The following is a 23,281-nucleotide window of genomic DNA, read 5'->3' on the forward strand; positions in this document are numbered from 1 at the left end:
TTTGCACCTTTTCGTTGAAATAGGTGCAAAGCAAATCATGACAAGTTCATGCCTTTAGCCTGAAATATTTCAACGAATTCGCGTTCATAAAAATACAGAATAGGAAGTTCTATGAATAACAAAATCGCTGCTCTTCTCTGCGGTTTACTGACCAGCTTTCACGTGTCTACAGCATCAGCAACGGAAAATGGTTCCGACTCATTTTCTTTAGGTGCGGAAGGGATCATGGCAGGTGCTTTGCCACCTGCTGGGCTATATTTCCTTGGTTATTATCAAAATTACCATGCCAATGAATTTATAGATGGTCCATCACAATTCCATGTAGATGCCAATGCACTTGTTCCCCGCCTTGTATGGATGACCAATTACCAAATTGCTCATGGACAATGGGGTATGTATGCAGCCCAACCCTTGGTCGATCTAAAGGTCAATATTAATGGGCTACATGACTCAAATCAGGGATTAGGAGACCTTTATCTTGGCACAATGCTCGGTTGGCATCATCAAAACCACCATTGGCTGGCGGCACTAGAAACTGTTTTAGGCACTGGTGACTACAAAGCACCGAGTCAAACAAATCCAGTTAGAGCAAACATCGGCAAAAATTACGACACGATCAGACCTATTTTTGCCTATAGCTATATCAACCCAAATGGACTAGATCTTTCCACGAAAATTTCCTATAGCTGGAATAATCGAAATGATGCGACAGATTATAAGTCTGGAGAATATTTTGCAGGTGACTACAGTTTAGGTTACCGCATACAACCTAAAGTCAAAGTTGCAGTTGAAGGATACTACTTTAAACAAACCAAGGAAGATAACATCAATGGAGAAGATATTGACTTTAAAGGACAAGCTTTCGCAATAGGTCCTGCGATTCAATATGCAGACCAGAATTGGTCACTTGAAGCAAAGTTTCTCAAAGAAACAAATGTTGAGAATCGCCCCGAAGGACATACCAGTTGGTTAAAACTCGTTTGGGCATTCTAAATATTCATGCTTTATAAGTAGAATCATGAGCCAAGAATCCATAATGGGTTTACTCGCATTATGGATGATTTGCCCCAATTTTTAAAAGACTAGAGTCCATTAAGCCTGTGCTCCTGCTATCAGGATCTCTTATGCTGTCTTTATCTTCTACTCCTAATAGATCTACTGATGTGTTTTTAAAAGACTAATTCGTGTGATTCATAGACATCCTTTTCAATACCACTCTATCACCTAACTCCAGATCAAAGCAGTACATCATTGCATCAAATACCTTACCGTTGATAATCAATTAAGCACTGTACAGAATATTCATTTGCAGCAATAGCTAGTGTAGCAATAAGAATAGTTGCTATTAATATTCATGTTTTTCTATACTTACCGCCGAATTAATGAAAGTAAATATATTAACTTTGACATTGTCAGCTCTTTACGAATAGTTAAATTGCTTAATCATACTTTTGTCTTTGTTCTTTCTCTAGGTCGTGAATTCTACCGAGTAAATGCACTCTTTGCTCCTACTCAAATTCAAAAGCTCTCTCAATATCATCAAACTTTTTGGAACCCACCCAAATCATATTTATGGATTTTTGTTTGCTCCTTTAATTGTGAGACGAGCTTAGTTACCCAATAGACCATATTTGTCTAGGAGAGTGGTGGCAGTCCATACAACAAAACATTATGATGTGCACACCCCTCTTGCACACAAATCAAACACCTAATTCGACATATAAATGATAAAAAGACTCAACACAAGAAAGATTATCAGTTATTATTTGACGCGATCAATAGCCATGTGAACTCGATATGAATGCCGATGCAAAACATTCAGCCAAAGTCTTAATCATCGATAAACTAAGCAAAAAATTCGATTCACGTTTTGCTGTCAATGAAGCGACATGGTCGGCGAGCAATGGTCAAATCACTTGCTTACTGGGTCATTCAGGTTGTGGTAAAACCACTATGCTACGTTTGATTGCAGGTTTGGAAACACCAACGAGTGGCTCAATTCAACTTGAACAAAACATTCTATTCAATGAGGAACAGCATCTCCCTGCTGAAGTGCGTAATATTGGTCTAGTTTTTCAGGACTATGCATTGTTTCCGCACCTGAACGTGCTAGAAAATGTGATGTTTGGCTTAAAAAAATTCAATAAAAATCAACGACAAGAAATTGTAGAACAAGCCTTAAAACTTGTATCTATGCATCATCATATCCTAAGTTATCCATATACCTTATCGGGTGGAGAACAACAGCGTGTTGCCTTGGCACGTGCCTTAGCCCCTAAGCCGCACGTACTGCTGATGGATGAACCTTTTTCTAATCTGGACCATCGCTTACGTGACCAGATCCGTAAAAGTACAATCGATCTGTTGAAAAAGACAGAGTCTACTGCCGTGATTGTCACGCATGATCCTGAAGAGGCATTACAAATTGCTGATCAGATTATCTTAATGCATCAAGGACAAATTATTCAGATTGGCACCCCTAAACAGCTATATTTTCAACCCTCGACCCTGTTTGCAGCACGCTATTTTTCAGCTTTGAATGAAATACCAGCTCAACGATTAGGGAATCAAATCAGAACCATTTTTGGTCACATTTCAGTACCTGAAAACCTGAGCGATGCTGAACAGTCTATTTCCTGTTATTTCCGCCCACATCAGGTTCAGGTGAGTCGAGCGCCTGCTGCGGGCATGGTTGCAGCCAAAGTCATGTCCTCAAGCTTTATGGGACATGCCTATCAATTACAACTCCAACTTGTTTCTGAGTCAATTACGGTATTGGCGCAAGTAGATCACCTACAGCAATTTTCTAATCATGAAATCGTCCATGTGTCCGTAGATTTAGCCGCCTGTTTTTTCTTTGCGCCCGATGAGCATTCTGGCGTACTCAATACATCTCAATTTGAACAAGACGTTCAGAATTAAACTCTGTTAAGGAAATAAGAAATGAAGCCACTATCAAAAATTCATCTTCTTTTAACTGGTCTGGTAGCCTTCAGTGGAAGCTGGGTACATGCAGCTGAAGTCAACCTGTATACCACGCGAGAACCTGCTTTAATACAACCTATTTTAAAAGAGTTTAGTCAAAAAACAGGGGTGAAAGTCAATACGGTCTTTATTAAAGATGGTTTGCTGGAACGAGTAAAAGTTGAAGGCCGACGTTCCCCTGCCGATGTAATGCTCACGGTTGACTTTGGAAACTTGGTCGATCTAGTCGAAAGTGGTTTGACGCAACGCGTCGATTCAAATGTTCTAAACCGTTCAATTCCAGCAAACTTACGAGCTGCAAATGGACACTGGTATGCCTTATCCATGCGTGCACGTGCAGTTTATGTGTCCAAAGATCGTGTTCCGCTGAATGCGATTTCCTATGAAGATCTGGCAAATCCGAAATGGAAAGGCAAAATCTGTATCCGTTCGGGGAGTCATCCATACAACACAGGCTTAATTGCAGCCCATATTGCTCATCATGGCGAGAAAGAAACTGAAAAATGGTTGCGTGGTGTTAAAGCCAATTTAGCACGTCCTGCGAGCGGTGGTGATCGCGATGTGGCACGGGATATTCTGGGTAAGATTTGTGATATTGGTGTAGCAAACACCTACTATGTCGGTACCATGCGCACAGGTGATGCTGAGCAACAACGTTGGGGGAACGCCATTAATGTGGTTCTACCTCAATTTAACAATGGCGGCACACACGTCAATGTTTCAGGTGCTGTTGTATCAAAATATGCACCTAACCGTAAAGAAGCGGTCCAACTGCTAGAGTTCTTAGCATCAGATCAGGCTCAAGCCATGTATGCGAAAAGCGACTTTGAATATCCAGTGAAACCTGGGGTTAAAATTGATCCTATTATTGCAAGCTTTGGCAAACTCAAAGTGGATACCATTCGCTTAAGTGACATTGCCAAACACCGCAAAGCCGCTAATCGATTGGTTGATAAAGTACAGTTCAACCATTAAGTCTCGCTTGTCTTACAGGAAGTAATTGACGCTTCCTGTAAGATTAGATCTATTTCCATCTCTCACTAGACCTACACCTTCAATGCCAAACAAGAAATTTGCATTTAGTGCTTTATTTTCACTCAGTGGACTATTGACGCTTCTCGCCTGTTTACCTGTCCTTGCTTTAGTTTGGACCGCACTGCAAGGTAATAGTGAGATTTGGAATCATCTGATTCAGTATGTCATTCCCCCGACACTGGTCGAAACCTCCATCCTTCTTCTCGGGGTCGGTGTTTTAACCATCCTGATTGGTACAGGCAGTGCCTGGATCGTCACAGCCTATCAGTTTCGTGGTCGTGCTTTTCTGGACTGGGCACTGCTCTTACCTCTTGCTGTACCCACTTATATTATTGCTTATAGTTATATTGATATTCTGCATCCTATTGGTCCGGTTCAAAGTCTGTTACGAGACGGGATGGGATGGGACATGCAACAGCTCTGGTTTCTGAATATCCGTTCGGTATGGGGCGGAATCTTTCTATTAAGTTTCGTGCTTTATCCTTATATCTATTTAAGCACCCGTGCGATGTTTTTAATGCAGTCCGCTAGTCTGATTGAAGTCGCGCGCAGCTTGGGACTGAAACCTAATCAGATCTTTTTAAGAGTGGCAATACCACTCGCTCGACCAGCAATTGCGGTAGGCACCAGTCTGGTATTAATGGAAACTATTAATGACATTGGGGCAACCGAGTTTCTGGGCATTAAAACGCTGACCTTATCCATTTATTCAACCTGGATTAACCAATCCGATCTGGCCAGTGCCGCACAAATTGCCATTTTTATGCTGATGATTATTACCTTTTTGGTGATCTTCGAAAGATTGGGCCGTCGTAAACAACGTTACATGAACTCTGCTCAACGCAGTAGACTCATGCCTGCTCAGCCTGTGACAGGAAGTAAAGCGCTCACTTTGCTCGGACTTGGTCTCATCCCTGTCTGTATCGGATTCCTAATTCCATTCATCCATTTGCTGGTTGAGTCTTATAAACGTATTCAATATGCCGGTTTATCCGACTATTTATTACAATCCTCCCTCAATACCCTCATCTTAGCCAGCATTGCAACCTTTATAACCATTCTGATCGGTTTCTTCATTGTCAGTGCAGCTCGATTTAGTGGAAATACTTGGTTTAGCAGAATTTCAAGTTTAGGCTATGCCGTTCCAGGTACGGTACTCGCGATTGGCCTAATGCTTTCACTGGGTGTGATTGATCATGCTGTAGCAGATTTTCTTGAATTCCAACTAGGCATTTCTACGGGATTACTGTTTTTAGGTACCAGTTTCACTTTAATCTATGCTTATACGGTTCGTTTTTTAGCGATTTCAATTGGTGGCATAGAATCTGGCTATAACCGAATTCATGCTGTTCTGGATGATGCTGCACGCAACCTAGGACAGAACCGACTGGGGATTTTATGGCGAGTACATTTCCCACTTTTACGCCCTGCGATCATTTCGGCTGCATTATTGATTTTTGTCGACTGTATGAAAGAACTGCCGGCCACCCTACTGCTAAGACCGTTAAATATGGAAACGCTTGCCACACAGCTCTATGCAGAAGCATCACGAGGTACCTATGAAGATGGGGCGATAGCCGCTTTATTAATAGTATTGGTTGGACTCATCCCAGTGATTTTACTTGCTCGGATGAGTAAAAATAGTCGATAAAATAAATATATAGACCCAAAAGAGGCTTAAACCCTTTAGATTTAAGCCTTTTTGCATTATATAACGTGATATTCGGTCATATTAAGTATGGTATGTGGTTCATAATGGCGTCAATTGAACTCACAACCCAAGCAACTGTTTTTATAAAATTTATAAGAAAAAATATATTTCATTGACTCAATTTTGACCCACTGAATTTTTGTAGGTATTTTTGAAACTTAGGGCTTAGAAAAGGCATAAGAATTTTTTAGAAAGTTCACCAAGGTTTAAATGCATTGATTTTATATTTTCAAAACTCTGGACTCTATAGTAACTATAGGGATTCTAATATTTGAAGTTTATAAATTTTTAATGGGTATTATTATGAGTGACTGTGAATGTAGCAAAGAACCCCCATGCGAAGATAAAAAGTTTCAACAAGAGAATACTTCAAAAAATTCTAAATACACAAGTGAATACATAATTCCCAAAATGGATTGTGCTGCTGAAGAACAGATGGTTCGTATGGCTCTTGCAGATATTGAAACAGTAAAAGGCCTCAGTTTTGATCTTTCTAATCGGAAACTTAAAGTCTTCCATAATAATGGGGTTGAGCAAATTACAACCAAACTTGAAAGGCTTGGTTTGGGTGCGAAACTCGCTGAAACACAACTGACTTCAGAAGATATCCCCTATATACCTGACCCTATGAAGCAAACCAAAGTACTTAAACTGCTATTAGGGATTAATGCTCTATTGTTCTTTATAGAATTCATTAGCGGTATTATTGCAGCTTCTACAGGATTGGTTGCTGATTCTCTAGATATGTTCGCTGATGCAGCTGTTTATGGTATTTCTCTATATGCCGTCGGAAAAGCTGCGAAGTATCAAGTAAAGGCAGCTCATTTTGCAGGTTGGATTCAGTTAATACTCGCTATTATTGTGATTGTCGATGTAATCAGACGTTTCATGTTCGGAAGTGAGCCAGAATCAATTCTAATGATGATTATTGGCTTTCTTGCACTCATAGCCAACGTAACATGCCTATATCTTATTTCTGGCCACAAAGAAGAAGGTGCACATATGAAAGCTAGTTGGATTTTTTCGGCAAATGACGTTGTGGTAAATATAAGCGTTATATTCGCTGGTGTACTTGTGGCTTTGACTGGTTCTGCTTACCCAGACTTAATCATTGGCACACTGGTATCTCTATTTGTGCTCAATGGTGCTCGAAAAATTTTGGCATTGAAATAAATCAACAATGAAAATAGCTCAACAAGAAATCAAAAAATGGGCTTCAAGTGATCAACCTCACAGTTAGAAGGTTTAATTCAGCCTGTCGTAATACAACAATACCCTAAGTTGAAGCAGAGACATTATCCGTCGACTCAGGGGCAAGTGAAGTTGAAACTTAACTGATTAAAGCTGAAATTTCAGCTCAAACTGATATAAAAACAGCAAAAAAAAGAAGGAGTTGCTCTGAATGTGATGGGATCACATGGACGAAAAGGCATTAAAACTGGTCAAATTACCAGTGTGAATTGCAAAACAGTAAAGCGTATGGCTTGTTCCTCATTATTAATAAACCAGTGGTTTAAGCCACTGGTTTTCCTTTTAAAAAGTATAGTTTTAAAGTTATTTATTCTTTTCAATCAGTCCTGCTACAGCCTGAGCTTCAAGTACTTTACCGCTCGATACGATTTTATTGTCAATAATCAAACCAGGGGTACTCAATAGGCCTGTTTCTGCGATTTTCATCATATCTGTAACATATTCAATTTCAGCTTGCACACCGGTGCTTTTAACTGCTTCCTCTGTCGCTGCTAAGAGTGCTTTACATTTTCGACAGCCTGTACCGACAACTTTAATTTGCATATTTTATTCTCCCAACGTTTTATAAAAACCAGTAACCGAAAGTGTTAAGGCTATAACCAATAATCAAGATTCCCACAAAAATAATCCCAATGAACAGGCTCAATAAGCGGGTTTTTACTACTTGTTTTAGCAAAATCAATGATGGCAATGAAAGAGCGGTTACGGCCATCATAAAGGCCAATACTGTACCTAAGCCCACACCCTTCGCCACCAAAGCTTCCGCAATCGGCAAGGTACCAAAAATATCCGCATACATCGGTATACCCGCAATCGTGGCAATTAATACAGAATACCAATGTTCCTGACCAAGTAAGGCCGCAATCCATTGTTCAGGAATCCAGTTGTGAATAGCGGCACCTATTCCCACACCAATCAAGACATACAGCCAGACCTTGTTAAAAATTTCGACCACCTGTTCCCAAGCGAACTCGCGTCGCTCTTTCACGGTCATACTAAAATCTTCTTCTCCTTGAATAGCGCCATTATGCGTTACAAACTCAGCCACATACTTTTCCATTTTTAAATAGCTGATGAATGATCCTCCTAGTACTGCCAGCACCAACCCAAGCAACACATAAACCATGGCAATTTTCCAGTTGAAGATACTGGCCAATAAAATAATAGAGGCAAGATCGACCAGAGGAGATGAAATCAAAAATGAAAAAGTCACGCCCACTGGAAGCCCGGCACGGGTAAAACCAATAAACAGCGGAATGGAGGAACAGGAACAAAATGGAGTAATGGTACCGAGCAGAGCTCCCATAATGTTGGCTTTGATCCCGCTCATTCGTCCTAAAATCTGTCGGGTACGTTCAGGCGGAAAATAACTTTGAATATAAGACAGTGAATAGATTAAGACAGATAACAGAATAAAAATCTTGAACACGTCATAGATAAAAAAGTGAATACTGCCACCCAGCCGAGTTGTGACCGATAAACCCATTATATTTTCGACAAACCAACGCACACCTTCTGAGAGCCAGGTCATTTTGAGAAGGACATCGTTTAACCAAGCAAAGATTGCGATTATGCTGTCCATTTAAGTCTCCTGATTTTGACCAAATAACAATGCTTGGGTAAATAAACACAATTCTTCAGCACAAATGTGGTTCTGTGAATAGTACATTCTGCATTCTTCTTTATACGCTTTTTATACTTAGAAAAGCATATGCGAATTTTTCACATACACCCATTTATTGATGGAAATGGTCGTACATCACAGCTATTGATGAATTTAGAATTAATAAAACTGCACATCCATCGTTTGCCATTAGAGTTGAAAATCTTTTAGCGTACTATGATGCTTTAGACCAATATATGGCTAAGAGCAAAACCAACTCATTCATCTCATTGATTGCTAATGCTGTACTGAATAAATTTAAATCGTATCAAATGGTTTCGAGAAATTAAAAAGTATCCACAGAATTTATGGATACCTTGATAGCAAATATTAATTCTATAATTTAATGTAAAATGGCTTTGTTGCAAAAATCTAGCGTCAAAACTAAAACCGGCCAACCGTATGGGAAGAACAATCTGGAAAAAGTGGTCGGATTATCATCGACGAATTTGGTAGAAACCAAGATGCATTGTATTAAATTATTAGGCTAAATTATCAGCAAAGCATTTTTCAAGTCAGGTTAATGAAATTCATGTACGTGTGACTGTCTTAAATAAATTTACAGAATTAGGTCGACCTCATACCCGAACTGTAAGCTAAATTTGTATAACCCCAAGATATCTTCAATTTATAAATCTTTATGCAACAAAGCCGAAAAATATGTTTATTCTTAAAAAAGATTTCACATAAAATTCACTATCCAAGACATATTCTTTAATTAAAAGTCAAAGTCAGCACTTTAAAAGTTGCTTAAACATATTTTATCCAATACCAACATATAGGTGGGTTCTTCCGTGGCTATAGAATTTGTTTCCAAATCAAAGTTACCTACCGCTTTTGGTGATTTTGAAATTATAGCATTTCAGGATAAAAGTACGGGTGAAGAACATATTGCTCTTGTAAAAAGCATGCATACTATTTCTGATCAACCTGTACTTGTTAGAATTCATTCAGAATGCTTAACAGGTGACGCTTTTGCTTCACTGAAATGTGATTGTGGTCCACAATTACACTCAACCATGAAAATGATCAATGATGCAGGCCAAGGTGTCATTTTATATCTACGCCAAGAAGGTCGTGGCATAGGACTAACCAATAAAATTCGTGCCTACGCACTTCAAGACCAAGGTCATGATACTCTTGATGCAAATTTATTATTAAATTTACCGGCAGATGCTCGTAAATATGATATGTGTTCCGTTATGTTAGATTATTTAAAAATAAAAAATGTAAAACTCATTACGAACAACCCGCTTAAAATTAAATCTTTAACGGATTTAGGAATTAATGTTATTGAACGCATTCCTTTAAAAGTTGGTTTAAATATTTTCAATAAAAATTATCTAGAAACAAAGCAAAAACGTATGTCACATCTATATGATAATAGTGATTTTTAAAAAGCGATCACTTTCAGTAACAAATCCACATATAAAACCATCTCCCTTACGGGAGAAGGTTTTATAGCATATGGTTGTTATTAAATTAACTTGAAGATACTGATTAAAGAAACAAGATATTATTTATTTTCTCTAAGTATCTGTGAAAAAACTGTGACTTTTTCTAAAGTCGCGTTCATCCCCTTATTAAAAAAAGTATCGACGAGTGCTGAACCGATAACAATAAGATCTACTTTATTGGCTAATGCTTTAACATGGCTTTCATTTTTGACCCCAAAACCAATTGCAACAGGAATATTAAAAATAGGCTTAATTTCAGCAATCTTTTTCTCAAGATTAGGTAGATTTAAGTCTCCTCCTGTTAAACCATTTTCTGCAACATGATATAAAAAACCTGTCGCGCGCGCTGAGATTTGCTCTAACCTTTCAACTGGAGTGGTTGGTGCTGTCATTGCTATTAAATGCATATTTTTTTCATTTAATTGCGTTTCAAATTTTTCCCGATATCCATATGGAGCATCTAAAATCAACACTCCGTCTATAAGATTTTCTGTTTCGGCGACAAGTGTATCGAAACCATATTGCATCATCGGATTTAAATAAGTCATGAAAATTATTGGTGTTTTTTCATCATGTAGCCTGATTGCTTTTACCAATTCAATCGTCTGTTTAACCGTTTGACCTGTACTTAATGCCCTAAGATGCGCTGCCTGAATGATCTCTCCATCTGCCACTGGATCAGAAAATGGAATGCCAACTTCAATAATGTCAGCCCCAGCTTGACCCAATTGGCTTAACAAACGACAACTTTCAGCGAAATTAGGATCCCCAGCAGTAAAATAACAGACCAAACCACTTCGATTTTCCAATTTCAATTGCTCTAATTTTTGATCTAGACGGTTCATACTGTAGCTCCTGCAAGATATTTTTTGACTGTGTTTAAGTCTTTGTCACCTCTGCCACTTAAATTGACAATAATGATCTGTTCTGGCTGCATTTCTTGAGCCAGTTGAATCGCATACGCAATCGCATGTGAACTCTCAAGCGCAGGAATAATGCCCTCCTGTTGACTTAAAAGCTGAAACGCTTTTACCGCTTCTTGATCGGTGATCGCCGTATATGTCACACGCCCAGTTTCAAACAGAATGCCATGTTCAGGTCCAACACCAGGATAATCTAAGCCAGCTGATATAGAGTGCCCCTCTAAAATCTGCCCATCTGAATCTTGTAATAAATAGGTTAAATTGCCATGCAGCACACCAACTTGACCTTTGCAAATAGAGGCAGCATGTTCACCTTGATGTGTTCCTTTTCCTCCCGCCTCAACACCAAACATTTTGACATTCGGGTCTTCTAGAAAAGGATGCATCAACCCTAATGCATTTGATCCTCCACCGACACAAGCAACTAAGGCATCAGGCAGTTTATTTTCTTTGAGGAGTATTTGGTTTCTGGCTTCTAGACCAATAATTTTCTGAAATTCTCTCACCATCGTAGGATATGGATGAGGACCTGCGCCAGTACCCAACAGGTAATAGGTTGTATCAACATGACTAATCCAGTCACGTAAGGCTTCATTCATCGCATCTTTTAAAGTACCACGACCTTTTTGAACACTTCTGACTTCAGCCCCGAGTAATTTCATGCGCTCAACATTCATTTGTTGGCGCTGAATATCTGTTGCTCCCATAAAAATGGTACATTCCATCTTAAACAGTGCGCAAACAGTGGCTGTTGCAACACCATGTTGTCCAGCACCAGTTTCTGCAATGATTCTGGTTTTCCCCATAAATTTGGCCAATAAGATTTGCCCAACACAATTATTGATCTTATGTGCACCCGTATGGTTCAAATCTTCTCGCTTAAGATATATTCGAGCACCGCCTGCATAAGCTGTTAGGTTTTTTGCATAAAAAAGAGGACTAGGACGACCAACAAAGTCAGTTAAAATATGCTGATATTCAGCCCAAAATTCAGGTTTTTGCCGAACAGTATTAAAGGCTTGCTCTAATTCTTGAAGTGCTGGCATTAAGCTCTCTGGCATGTAACATCCACCAAATTTACCAAAAAATCCCAAGTCATCAGGACCATTACCTGTATAAGGGGTTGTCATCTCATATCTCTTTCAGTATCAAAACTTGTTTGATCTTAAAATATTTTCATTTTTCTGATAATTGATATATTTTGGGCTTATGGTGTTAGAAAATTTTACAACATGAAACGCAGAACATTACCTCCCCTTAATGCTTTAAAAGCATTCGAGGCAGTCGCTAGAAATAAAAGTTTCAGCTTAGCTGCTGAAGAGTTGTGTGTCACCCATAGTGCGATTAGCCACCAAATAAAGCAGTTAGAAGAATGGTTGGATAAAAAATTGTTTATTCGACATTCCGCTACCATCTCTCTGACCACGGACGCAGAAGAATTATCTCTAGTTTGTACGCATCTTTTTAATCGTTTAGAACAATGCATCTTTGAGCTAACCAATAAAACGTCAGAGGTAGAAGTTGTCATAGGCGCTTCTCATAGTTTTATGGCAAATTGGCTGATTCCCCGATTAGAAAAAATCGAAATAATCTATCCCAATATCCATATCAAATTAATGACATGTAATGACTTAAAATTGTTAGAAAAAGAGAAAGTTGACATATTTATCAATAGCATCAGTGAAAACAATATACTTCCTGACTTTTTGAATAAATATCTTTTATTTCCCGATAACATGGGGCCTATTTGTAATCGTGAAATAAATCCGCTTGATACAGAAAATGATCTTTTAAATTATCCATTACTTCATACCCACTCAAATAAAAGTGCATGGCATACTTGGTTTGATCAGTCTAAGATTAACTTTTCCCCAAAAGCGAATGATCGTTATTTTGATAGTCTCAATTTAATGATAGAGGCGGCTGTTTCAGGCTTAGGAATTGCCATAGCACCTCAAATTCTAGTAGAAAAAGAAATATTAAATGGAAGGGTCATTGCCCCTTTTGGTTTTATCTATTGTGACTATAATTTTTATGCAATGGTCAGAAAAAACAATGAAAATCGTGATGTCATGAATATCATTAATTGGTTAATGGCTGAAGAAAAAAGTTAAAAATTTAATCTTTGATTACCAAAATTCTATGCAATACATGGTCTTTCGCTTATATCCTCATATTTTATTCACTTTAGCCGATTCTAAAGTATGAGGATAAATTGTGAACTTAAAGAGCAACTTGTTAAGTATGACTTTAATGTTAATTAAAAAAAAACCGAACTGTAGAGAGAATGTTCAGTTCGGCAAAAGGGTAGCAAATAGATACAATACTTTGATTAATTTTGTGTCATTACACGCATAATGCCTCGTAATTTGAAAATACGCCTATCGTTCAGTTTTAGACTCTCGACCGAGAGGTCGAGTCATAGCACCTCGTCATTTTCTTTTGTAAACAACATATATTTTCAAGCTTTAGAAAAACGCCGAACTTCAATTCACTCATCTTGATGCTGTGATTATGATAAACAAATTACATGTGAACTAAGCGTGAAAATAAGATGACGAAATTCAATGATTGATACTTCAGAAAAGGTATTCTGCCAATTTTTCCTTCAAAGCCATTCTTTAGTATCATCTGCCACAGGTGTGCCATTTATCACATGATTAATCATGGCATACGCAATACTGCCTTTAAATGGAATCTCAGGTAATTGATCAAACTTGAAAAATTGAGCATCACTGAGTTCATCTTTCTGAATCTGGATCTCCCCTGCATGATATTCTGCTTTGAATGCCATCATCAAATTGCTTGGAAATGGCCATGGCTGACTTGCAAGATATTGTATATTTCTAATCTGAAGTCCAACTTCTTCCAAAGTTTCACGACGTACAGCTTCTTCCAAGGTTTCCCCTACTTCAACAAAACCTGCAATCAAACTGTACATCTGAGATTTATTCCGCGCATTTTTCGCTAATAGAATTTCATTTTCACCCCGTGTAATGATGGTAATCACACAAGGATTAACACGCGGATATTGGTTGTAACCACAAGATGGACAGCACATGACATACTGACTAGGGTGTTGAAAAGTTGCATGACCACATTTACTGCAAAAACGATGATTACGATGCCATTCTAATAACTGTACTGCACGGCTAGCTTCTGCAAATTCAATTTGGTTCCACACTTGTACCAGTTGTCGGATCGGAATCAACTGATAACCTTCTGGCACAGGCTCATCCTGTTTTAAATCCCGCGCAATGATCTTGCCATTTTCTAACAGATTCAGATCATGCTGAAGACGTTCTACCTGCGGTAATTGAAAATATTCATCTACCAGTAATTTCTGCTCTCTAAAAATATATGCTTTTGAATGTATGCTCATACGACCCTCAGATTAAAAAAAATCCCATACTGAAAAGTGTATGGGATGGAACCAAGGAAGCTTACATGGAGTAACTTCAAGAAGAATACTAGGCACTAAACGTCAGAATTACAATCATAATAATTTGTATCTTTTTGATTAAAATCACAAAATTTTCACAGCATCTATGAATCTAATAGTCTTACTTTCCAAGTATCCTAACCAGTTTTAAATGCTCTAATTGCTATTTCTCTACCTTTACAAATGGTGAGCTAAGATATACCTAAACGACAGCCACATCAGTTACAGAATATCAACGTTCGGTAATCAGTATTTAACCGCTTGATCTTTAAATTCTGGGTATATCCACCTATTGCCGCATACAACTTATCCCAAACAAATTGATTCCTTCGCTGAGTACTTGGCTTGAGTTCTTCTGTCTTTCGATATTCATCTGCTATTAATTTAAATGTATTTTTTTGAATTTTCTTTAATTCATCTTCGCGTTGCTTCTAAATTAAAAGATCAATATTTTGAGCAAGCAACTCTCAAAACTCACTTCGTTTTGCACGAGCATTGGATAATGTACAACTCGGATAAATAGCAATAGTGGCTCTTTTCTTCAAAATTGGGCGAATATAATCAAAACGCTAATATGCCCCACCCTTTTTATCTATTAAAAGAACAAGCGATCACCATCTGAAAGCTTCATATTTTTTGGCTTTGTTGCACAAAAATTTAAAAACTAGGATTTCCTATATCTACTCAAATTTAAGTGACAACTCGGGTGTGAGGTCTGCCTAAATCGGTAAATCTATTTAATACTGCCACTCGTGCATGAATCTCATTGACTTGGCTTTGAAAGTTTCTCGCACTAAGTTTATCTCCCAATAATTTGATACAGTGCATCTTAGTTTCAACTAAACTTCGTCGATGATAGCCTGACCATTTTTTCCAAATGGTTCTGCCTAAATGTTTAACTGTTCGAAGTAGTTCATTTCGCTCTAGCGAGCTCGTCTTTTTATCTTTCCATGGCTTTGCATTTTTCCTAGGTGGAATCACTGCTTGTGCTTGTCGATCTGCAATGACCTGACGGCACTGCTTGGTATCATAAGCTCCATCTGTATATACGGAGTCGATCTGCTCATCGTGTGGAATCTGATCAAGTAAATCAGCAAGTACCTGTGAATCACTGACGTTGTTTGTAGTAAGTTGAACAGCTCGTATTTGTAGCGTTTCAGCATCTATACCAATATGCAATTTACGCCATTGGCGGCGATATTCAGGCTGATGTTTCTTTCGTTTCCATTCACCTTCACCTAGAAACTTTAAGCCGGTAGAGTCGACAAGTAGATGGAGTCCACCACTAATTTTTTGATAGCTAATTGCGATATCAATATGCTTTTGTCTTCTGCAAATGGTCGAGTAATCTGGAGCTGTCCAATCTAGACCACACAGTTTAACGAGACTTTGAACAAAGCCAGTGACCATTCGCAAAGACAATCTAAATAGAGATTTAATCATAAGACAGCATTGAATCGCTGTGTCAGAGTAAGTTTGATTTCGACCTTGTTTACTTTTTGGTTGTGCATACCATTGAGTTTTTTGATCAAACCAAATGGCAATATTTCCACGATTAATGAGTGCTCGGTTGTATGTAGACCAATTGAGAGTACGATAAATTTTAGGTGTGGGCTTATTCATTTGAAAATTATATTGTGGAATAAGCCTTTAGAGATAGGTTTGTGCAACAAAGCCCTTTATTAGTAATCCATACACCTATTATTCATATGGGTAATCATGTAACCTCGACTCCAACTCAATTACAATCTTTTCAAGAATTTCTTTAGATTTTAAATCAGTTGAATAAAAACAATTTCCTATATCATCATGATGTTCTAAAATTAAACTTATATTATTAATATTTAAATAAGCTTTTTTGGTATATATTCCCTCATCAAGGTTCAGCAAAATAGCACCAAACTCTTGTTTAATAAAACTTAATAAAGTATCAAAAAAATCTTTATCATCAAGCCCTAAAACATGATATTCAACAATCCCTGATTTTGACAACTGTTTTGATATAACCTTACTATCCATACTATTTTACTCCCAATGCTTTATTAACACTTGATCTAGATCTTTGTGAACTTTTAATAATTTCTTGATAAATTTTATCAGATGATGGAGTAATACCTTGCTGACTTAATTTGGTTGAAGTTTTATTAACCAACTGTTCCCAAGTCATATTCGTCTCTTCACTAAATAGACGATCAGCAGTAATACGATCTTGCATATCCTCCTATTGCCGCATACAACTTATCCCAAACAAATTGATTCCTTCGCTGAGTACTTGGCTCGAGCTCTTCTGTCTTTCGATATTCATCTGCTATTAATTTAAATGTATTTTTTTGAATTTTCTTTAATTCGTCTTCACGCTGCTTCTGAATTGATGGATCAATATTTTGAGCAAGTAACTCTCTAAACTCACTTCGTTTTGCACGAGCATTGGATAATGTACAACTCGGATAAATAGCAATAGCAATAGTGGCTCTTTTCTTAGAAATTGGGCGAATATAATCAAAACGCCAATATGCCCCACCTTTCTTATCTAATAACAGATAAAGACCACCACCATCTGAAAGCTTCACATTTTTTTCAAATGATTTCTTTTGCATTGATATTGCAGATTTAATTTTTGAGTCGGTTAGACTAATCACTAATTTAGGCATCTTTTTACGGTATATTTTTTGCAAAACGGGATATACCGTAAAAAATACCGTAAAACTTTACGGTATCCTAAAACGCCGTCGGACAGCGTCAAACAACCCAATCATGTAAGTTGCTTATTTTTAATGGTTTTAAGATTTCATCGGATGGGGTAAAATAGGAAATTGGTGCGCTCAGCGGGAATCGAACCCACGACCCCAAGCTTCGGAAACTTGTACTCTATCCAACTGAGCTATGAGCGCGCGAGGCACATCATAGCAAAAAAATAACGAAGTGAAAGCAACTCTTTAGAAATCATTCATTTTTATGCTTAGACTTTAATCAATGTTCTAAGTATGCAACACAGTATTCCCTGTTATTTACTTGGTTTATTGAGCAAGATCGCTCACAATAGCCTCACTCTTTATGCTGTGAGAACTTCATGACCGATGCATTACTGATCAGAGATTTGTCTAAAACTTATCGTAATGGCTTTCAAGCCCTTAAAGGAATTAATCTAACCGTACCTGAAGGCGAATTCTATGCCCTTCTTGGACCCAACGGTGCAGGCAAATCAACGACCATCGGGATTATCAGTTCTTTAACCAAAAAGACGTCTGGGACAGTCGAAATTTTTGGTCATAATCTCGAAACTCACCCATCGCAGGCTAAACAATGTCTCGGTGTTGTACCGCAAGAATTTAACTTTGGTCAGTTTGAAAAAACCTTCGACATTCTGGTGACGCAAGCCGGTTATTATGGCATTCCCCGTAAAATTGCTGAACAACGTGCCGAACATTATTTAGAAAAATTGGGGCTTTGGGAAAAACGTAATACTCAAGGTCGTATGCTGTCTGGTGGTATGAAGCGTCGTCTCATGATTGCCCGTGCCATGATGCATGAACCCAAACTACTAATTCTGGATGAGCCAACCGCGGGCGTAGACATTGAACTGCGTCGTTCAATGTGGGATTTCCTGACTGAAATGAATGAAAATGGTACATCCATCATTCTGACGACCCACTATTTAGAAGAAGCGGAAATGCTGTGTCGACGTATTGCCATTATTGACCGTGGCGTGATTAAAGAAGACACCACCATGAAAGCCTTCCTCAATCAATTACACGAAGAATCTTTCATTTTCGATTTGGTCGAACCGATTCAACCGCTACAACTGGAAATTATTGGGGTACGTTTTAATTTAATCGACCCTGTGACCTTAGAAGTCACCATGGATAAAGCCCATACTTTGAATGAACTCTTCCAGTTACTTGAGGCACAAGGCATTCAAGTTCGCAGTATGCGTAATAAATCCAACCGTCTTGAAGAACTGTTTGTCAGACTTGTGGAGAAAAATTTGGAAGGAGCTACACCATGAACATGACTCAAATGCGTGTTGCGCTTTTCACACTGGTACACAAAGAAGTACGTCGCTTTATGCGAATCTGGCCGCAGACCCTTTTACCGCCAGCGATTACCATGAGTCTGTATTTTGTGATTTTTGGTAATCTGGTCGGCTCACGGATTGGCTCAATGGGTGGCTTTAGCTATATGCAATTCATTGTACCTGGCTTAATTATGATGGCGGTGATTACCAACAGTTATGCCAATGTCTCCTCCAGCTTCTTTAGTGCCAAATTCCAAAAAAGTATTGAAGAACTCATCATGAGTCCAGTACCACTACATTTGGTACTCTGGGGTTATGTCTTAGGTGGATTATGTCGTGGCGTTTTGGTCGGTATTATTGTGACTGCCATGAGTCTGTTTTTTACTGACTTATATATTACCAACTGGTTTGTAACTATATATACCGTCATTGTGACTTCATTATTGTTCTCACTGGGTGGATTTATTAATGCTGTCTATGCGAAGTCATTTGACGACATTTCTATTATTCCAACGTTTGTACTGACTCCGCTGACCTATTTAGGCGGTGTGTTTTATGCCATCAGCGCTCTCAGCCCATTTTGGCAAAATCTGTCTTTAATTAACCCAATTGTATATATGGTGAATGCTTTCCGTTTCGGAATTCTTGGTCATAGTGATGTGAATGTTTCGATTTCACTCACCGTGATTACTTTATGTTGTGCTGTCCTTTACGGTATAGCGTATTATTTACTTTCTCGTGGCTCAGGAATGCGTGAATAATGAGTGTAGAACATTCTTTACTTGGTAAAGACACCCAGTATCCATCAACATATCAACCAGACATCCTTTTCCCTATTGAGCGTGCGCAAGCGCGTTCAAGCTATGCCCACATAGAAGGCATTCAGCAAGGCAAAGACTGGTGGCATGTGTTTGAAATTTCTTGGCTCAATGCTCAAGGTATTCCGCAAGTTGCCATTGGTCGTTTGACCTTACCAGCAACATCGCCCAATTTGATTGAATCGAAATCACTCAAGCTTTACTTCAATAGTCTGAACTTTACCCAGTTTGAGTCTGAAGCTACATTTATTGCAACCGTAGAACAAGATTTGTCTGCTGCTGCAGGTGCAACTGTCACGATTCAACTCTTCCAAGTCGATGCATTAGAAATCCATCAACCTGAAGGAATCTGTATTGATCATCTGATTCCTGAACGTTTAGAGAATCACCCTGATGCATCACTACTTGGCTTTGATGCTGAAAATAATGAGCAAGTCGAAGTTCAACTTTATTCACATCTGCTCCGCAGTAATTGTCCAGTGACGGGTCAGCCAGACTGGGGCACGGTTTTTATCCGTTATCAGGGCAAAAAGCCTTGTTATCGTTCGCTTTTAGCCTATATCATCTCGTACCGTCAGCATAATGGCTTTCATGAGCAATGTGTGGAACAGATGTACGCCGATATCTGGCAAAATCTGCAACCTGAAAAGCTCATGGTTTATGCAGCGTATACCCGTCGAGGTGGTTTAGATATCAATCCTTGCCGTGTATCGGATTTGACATGGATGCCTCGCCCCATTCGTTTGGCGCGACAATAAAATGAATAATATTGAGGTTAAATAGCAATGCCTTTTTTTGGTTTTGTCCCTTCTGAAACACTCTTAAAGAGTATTCAAACTGGTCAGCAAAAGAAAAACTCGAGTGAACCACTCTACCCTTTACGTGACCAAACCGCGTTATTGATCAATGACGAAATTATTGATGCCATTTTAACGGAATTGGTGCGTCGTTTCCCGCCTAGCGATAAACGCGACACCGCCGAAAAATTAGCAGGATATGTCAAATCAACCGTGGCAGTGTTGTTAAAACAACTATTGAGCAAAGCCTCAAATGACGTGGTGAAACAATCGATCGAGTTTTCTGAAAAAAGCTTGTTCAAAGACGCTCAAGGGCAATATCGAGTCGGTGAAAATCTCGACGCAAGCTTGGTCACCAATTTAAAGACCACGTTTGCTGACATTCGCGCAGGTAGCGACACCAACAAAGCTGTTCTAGTCGAGTTATACAAACAATTCGCAGAAGCGACTGTGCGCCATTTTATGAGTGATTTTAATAAAACCCTCGACTTGGGTATGATTAAGCGTAAAGCGGCGGATATCGGCTCTGCGGCAGTGATTAAAGCTGTGCATATTGCAATTGATAAAATCTTCCCGCATTTGACCAAAGAAGAGCTGACCATTTTAGCAGAATATCACGATACTCTGTTCCATCAATGATAGAGAATCAAACTATCGGAAACCTAGCTTTTGCTAGGTTTTTTTATTGCTAAAAATTGATATACAGCATCAATACACAAGTATAAGGTAGCAGGCGCAAAATACCGCCTAAGACTTGATTCTACTAATATCTTCCATGACTACTCCTCCACAGTCCAAATTTTTACGCCAAGCCCCTCGTGATGGTTTAAGTACAGCATTATTACCTTCAAAGTGGCACAAATTACACCTAGACCCATGGTTATGCCTCTATTTATTGTTAACTGCATTATTAGGTTTAACGGTGCTTTATAGCGCTTCAGAGCAAGACTTGAGCTTGGTATCAAAACAAGCCATGAGTTTTATGATTGGTTTCTTCACCATGTTAGGTTTAGCTCAGGTTCCTCCGAAGGTATATCAATCTTTTGCACCTTATCTATATATAGTGGCACTGTTATCCCTGATTGGGGTCAAACTATTTGGGGAAGTCCATTTAGGTGCCCAGCGCTGGATTAATATTCCTGGTCTTGGCAGTGTACAACCCAGTGAATTTATGAAAATTGCCATGCCGTTAATGATTGCATGGTTTTTAGCAAGACGCCCCCTGCCCCCGAAAATCAGCCAGATTGGCATATGTTTGATCTTTATTGGTATCCCCTTTATTTTAATTGCGGAACAGCCTGATCTCGGTACGTCATTACTGGTACTTTCCAGTGGGATCTTTGTTTTATTCTTAATTGGCTTATCTTGGCGTTTAATTACTGCCGCCATTGGGCTTGCTGTTCTTATCATCCCAATTGCTTGGCAATTTTTACTGCATGATTATCAACGACAACGAGTTTTCACCCTGATCCATCCTGAAGCAGATGCACTCGGTACAGGCTGGAATATTATTCAATCTGAAACTGCGATTGGATCTGGGGGTATTTCAGGCAAAGGTTACCTCTTAGGCACACAATCCCACCTACATTTTTTACCCGAAGGTCATACCGACTTTATTATTGCAGCATTTTCTGAGGAATTTGGGCTAATTGGTATTATCATATTGATTGTGTTGTACTTTGCGATCATTAGCCGAACGTTTCAAATTGGATTGAACAGTTTTCATAATTTCGGGCGTTTGGTGGCCAGCAGCTTTGCTTTGTCATTTTTTGTATATGTCTTTGTCAATGCAGGTATGGTCAGTGGTATTTTACCTGTCGTGGGTGTGCCTTTACCTTTTATGAGTTATGGCGGTACTGCAATTATTACTTTAATGGCCACTTTTGGCGTTGTGATGTCCATTCATACACATCGATAATTTTTTAGGATTTAACCTATATGGCAAATTTGTCTATTTATAACAAACTGAAGCGTTTATCTTTACTTATTGGTACATTTTCAATTACCAGTTTTTGCCAAGCCAATGATTTTGCAACGGATCCTCAATATTCCAGTTTTAAACAAAAAACCATGCAAAGCTATGGTCTAACAGCAGAGCAAGTTGACTGGGCAATGACTGGATCACGAAATCTTCCAAACATTATTAATATTATGAACCGACCGGGTGAAAGTAAGCCATGGTATGACTATAAAACCAATTTCATGTCGGAAAGCACCATTCAACGTGGCGTACGCTTTAAAAGCCAATATGCAGATACCCTAAACCGTGCGGAACAGCAATTTGGTGTTCCACAATCGGTGATTCTGGGCATTTTAGGGGTAGAAACAGGTTTTGGTGCCAACAAAGGCAATTTCATTACCCGAGATGCTTTGGCAACGCTCGCATTTGGCTATGAACGCCGTGCAGCCTATTTCCAAGATGAGCTGTCTGCTCTGATTGCTTGGACCTATAAAGATGGCATTCCCACCAATTCTGTAGTTGGTTCTTATGCCGGTGCTATTGGTTACCCACAATTTATGCCAAGCAACATTCCCAAATATGGCGTGGACTATGATGGCAATGGACATATTGACCTGAGAAATTCAGCTGTGGATGCGATTGGTTCAATTGCAAATTATCTGGCTCAACATGGCTGGCAACGTAATCAACCGATTGGTTTTGCTGCGCGTTACACAGGCTCAACACCTGAAGCGATTATTGCTAAAAATCTAGAGCAACCGACACCGTATGGTGTACTGAAACCACGCGGTATTTCACCGATTAATCCTGTGGTGCACATTGATGATTTAGATCTGGTGAATGTCATCCAACTTGAAGAAAGTTATGGTTCGATCTACTACATTACCTACCCAAATTTCCAAGTGATTACCACCTATAACAAGAGCAGAATGTATGCCACAGCCGTGTGGCAACTGGGGACTGAAATTGCTAGCCGATAAGGTTAGCTTTACCAAAAACAACAAAAGTCAATCTTTTTTTAAAGCTTAAAGTGCATAATTTAAGCTTTTTTCATACTATGTTACAATACTGTATATTTTTTGATCACAAAACAATTTAATTACCTACTTTTTGTAACTATTTCGGTATAAAGACTAGACACTTTATTGGTGGCATGAATATTATCCCTCTCGTCAAATGTAGTTGCACAAGTGAATAAATTGACTCGTTTGCTTGTATTTCAAG

The 23,281-nt window shown here is 38.7% G+C and carries 21 protein-coding genes, 1 tRNA gene and 3 pseudogenes; 15 read left to right on the forward strand and 10 right to left on the reverse strand.

What is annotated here, in order from left to right:
• Positions 1 to 111: 111 nt before the first annotated feature.
• The 5 genes and pseudogenes from MKI85_RS02715 to MKI85_RS02735 all read left to right on the forward strand — a co-directional run.
• Entirely contained in the window at positions 112 to 993 is an 882-nt protein-coding gene (locus MKI85_RS02715; RefSeq protein ID WP_241624737.1) for a SphA family protein, read from the forward strand.
• 804 nt (positions 994 to 1,797) lie between these two features.
• On the forward strand, positions 1,798 to 2,922 hold the full coding sequence (locus MKI85_RS02720) for an ABC transporter ATP-binding protein (RefSeq protein WP_241624739.1): 1,125 nt from the start codon (positions 1,798 to 1,800) through the stop codon (positions 2,920 to 2,922).
• Between the two features lie 21 nt (positions 2,923 to 2,943).
• Positions 2,944 to 3,960 carry a Fe(3+) ABC transporter substrate-binding protein gene (locus tag MKI85_RS02725; RefSeq protein ID WP_241624741.1) on the forward strand — a complete coding sequence of 339 codons (1,017 nt, stop codon included), beginning with the start codon at positions 2,944 to 2,946 and terminating at the stop codon, positions 3,958 to 3,960.
• An 82-nt stretch (positions 3,961 to 4,042) separates the two neighbouring features.
• The gene (locus MKI85_RS02730; protein ID WP_241624743.1) at positions 4,043 to 5,671 is read left to right on the forward strand and encodes an ABC transporter permease; all 1,629 of its coding nucleotides are present in this window, start codon (positions 4,043 to 4,045) and stop codon (positions 5,669 to 5,671) included.
• 441 nt (positions 5,672 to 6,112) lie between these two features.
• Positions 6,113 to 6,904 (forward strand): annotated as a pseudogene (locus MKI85_RS02735) (cation transporter); the annotation flags it as partial.
• Between the two features lie 381 nt (positions 6,905 to 7,285).
• Here MKI85_RS02735 and MKI85_RS02740 read toward each other — a convergent pair.
• Positions 7,286 to 7,525, reverse strand: a complete 240-nt coding sequence (locus MKI85_RS02740; RefSeq protein ID WP_241624744.1) for a thioredoxin family protein — start codon at positions 7,523 to 7,525, stop codon at positions 7,286 to 7,288.
• A 19-nt stretch (positions 7,526 to 7,544) separates the two neighbouring features.
• Positions 7,545 to 8,564, reverse strand: coding sequence for a permease (locus MKI85_RS02745; RefSeq protein ID WP_241624746.1), 1,020 nt, complete (start codon positions 8,562 to 8,564; stop codon positions 7,545 to 7,547).
• Between the two features lie 141 nt (positions 8,565 to 8,705).
• Here MKI85_RS02745 and MKI85_RS02750 point away from each other — a divergent pair.
• The 3 genes and pseudogenes from MKI85_RS02750 to ribA form a co-directional block, all read left to right on the forward strand.
• Positions 8,706 to 8,935: pseudogene (locus MKI85_RS02750) on the forward strand (Fic family protein); the annotation flags it as partial.
• Positions 8,936 to 9,044: 109 nt separating this feature from the next.
• A pseudogene (locus MKI85_RS02755) lies at positions 9,045 to 9,245 on the forward strand (IS5/IS1182 family transposase); the annotation flags it as partial.
• A 194-nt stretch (positions 9,246 to 9,439) separates the two neighbouring features.
• Complete coding sequence (gene ribA / locus MKI85_RS02760) at positions 9,440 to 10,042, forward strand: GTP cyclohydrolase II (RefSeq protein WP_241624748.1); 603 nt, start codon at positions 9,440 to 9,442, stop codon at positions 10,040 to 10,042.
• A gap of 119 nt (positions 10,043 to 10,161) precedes the next feature.
• On the opposite strand, the gene trpA is transcribed toward ribA, so the two are convergent.
• Complete coding sequence (trpA, locus tag MKI85_RS02765) at positions 10,162 to 10,947, reverse strand: tryptophan synthase subunit alpha (RefSeq protein WP_241624750.1); 786 nt, start codon at positions 10,945 to 10,947, stop codon at positions 10,162 to 10,164.
• Positions 10,944 to 12,155 (reverse strand): tryptophan synthase subunit beta, encoded by a 1,212-nt coding sequence (trpB, locus tag MKI85_RS02770; RefSeq protein WP_241624752.1) that lies wholly within the window; start codon positions 12,153 to 12,155, stop codon positions 10,944 to 10,946. The genes trpA and trpB overlap by 4 nt, the downstream gene beginning before the upstream one ends.
• Positions 12,156 to 12,257: 102 nt before the next feature.
• Between trpB and MKI85_RS02775 the strand changes: the two genes are divergently transcribed.
• Positions 12,258 to 13,139 carry a LysR family transcriptional regulator gene (locus MKI85_RS02775; protein ID WP_241624754.1) on the forward strand — a complete coding sequence of 294 codons (882 nt, stop codon included), beginning with the start codon at positions 12,258 to 12,260 and terminating at the stop codon, positions 13,137 to 13,139.
• 494 nt (positions 13,140 to 13,633) lie between these two features.
• Here the strand turns inward: MKI85_RS02775 and nudC are convergent, their stop codons facing one another.
• From nudC to MKI85_RS02805, 6 genes are all read right to left on the reverse strand, one after another.
• Positions 13,634 to 14,407, reverse strand: a complete 774-nt coding sequence (gene nudC, locus MKI85_RS02780) for an NAD(+) diphosphatase (protein ID WP_241624756.1) — start codon at positions 14,405 to 14,407, stop codon at positions 13,634 to 13,636.
• A gap of 750 nt (positions 14,408 to 15,157) precedes the next feature.
• Positions 15,158 to 16,090, reverse strand: coding sequence for an IS5 family transposase (locus tag MKI85_RS02785; RefSeq protein ID WP_241624758.1), 933 nt, complete (start codon positions 16,088 to 16,090; stop codon positions 15,158 to 15,160).
• Positions 16,091 to 16,168: 78 nt separating this feature from the next.
• Positions 16,169 to 16,486, reverse strand: a complete 318-nt coding sequence (locus tag MKI85_RS02790; RefSeq protein WP_241624761.1) for a hypothetical protein — start codon at positions 16,484 to 16,486, stop codon at positions 16,169 to 16,171.
• Position 16,487: 1 nt separating this feature from the next.
• Complete coding sequence (locus tag MKI85_RS02795) at positions 16,488 to 16,682, reverse strand: hypothetical protein (RefSeq protein ID WP_241624763.1); 195 nt, start codon at positions 16,680 to 16,682, stop codon at positions 16,488 to 16,490.
• Entirely contained in the window at positions 16,660 to 17,118 is a 459-nt protein-coding gene (locus MKI85_RS02800; protein WP_241624765.1) for an integrase arm-type DNA-binding domain-containing protein, read from the reverse strand. Before MKI85_RS02800 ends, MKI85_RS02795 begins: the two co-directional genes overlap by 23 nt.
• Positions 17,119 to 17,281: 163 nt before the next feature.
• Positions 17,282 to 17,358, reverse strand: a tRNA-Arg gene (locus MKI85_RS02805).
• Between the two features lie 179 nt (positions 17,359 to 17,537).
• Here MKI85_RS02805 and MKI85_RS02810 point away from each other — a divergent pair.
• The 6 genes from MKI85_RS02810 (at position 17,538) to mltB (ending at position 23,037) form a co-directional block, all read left to right on the forward strand.
• Positions 17,538 to 18,473: an ABC transporter ATP-binding protein gene (locus tag MKI85_RS02810; RefSeq protein ID WP_241624768.1), complete on the forward strand. Its 936-nt coding sequence runs from the start codon at positions 17,538 to 17,540 to the stop codon at positions 18,471 to 18,473.
• A complete protein-coding gene (locus MKI85_RS02815) occupies positions 18,470 to 19,243 on the forward strand; it encodes an ABC transporter permease (protein ID WP_241624770.1) in 774 nt (257 codons plus the stop codon). Before MKI85_RS02810 ends, MKI85_RS02815 begins: the two co-directional genes overlap by 4 nt.
• Entirely contained in the window at positions 19,243 to 20,058 is an 816-nt protein-coding gene (gene queF, locus MKI85_RS02820) for an NADPH-dependent 7-cyano-7-deazaguanine reductase QueF (RefSeq protein ID WP_241624772.1), read from the forward strand. The genes MKI85_RS02815 and queF overlap by 1 nt, the downstream gene beginning before the upstream one ends.
• A 27-nt stretch (positions 20,059 to 20,085) precedes the next feature.
• The gene (locus MKI85_RS02825; RefSeq protein ID WP_241624774.1) at positions 20,086 to 20,736 is read left to right on the forward strand and encodes a hypothetical protein; all 651 of its coding nucleotides are present in this window, start codon (positions 20,086 to 20,088) and stop codon (positions 20,734 to 20,736) included.
• A gap of 136 nt (positions 20,737 to 20,872) precedes the next feature.
• The gene (gene rodA / locus MKI85_RS02830) at positions 20,873 to 22,015 is read left to right on the forward strand and encodes a rod shape-determining protein RodA (RefSeq protein ID WP_241624776.1); all 1,143 of its coding nucleotides are present in this window, start codon (positions 20,873 to 20,875) and stop codon (positions 22,013 to 22,015) included.
• A 20-nt stretch (positions 22,016 to 22,035) separates the two neighbouring features.
• Complete coding sequence (gene mltB, locus MKI85_RS02835) at positions 22,036 to 23,037, forward strand: lytic murein transglycosylase B (protein WP_241624778.1); 1,002 nt, start codon at positions 22,036 to 22,038, stop codon at positions 23,035 to 23,037.
• Positions 23,038 to 23,281: the final 244 nt, after the last annotated feature.

The sequence above is a fragment of the Acinetobacter zhairuonensis genome (assembly GCF_022601715.1).
In the GTDB taxonomy this organism is placed as follows: Bacteria; Pseudomonadota; Gammaproteobacteria; order Pseudomonadales; family Moraxellaceae; genus Acinetobacter.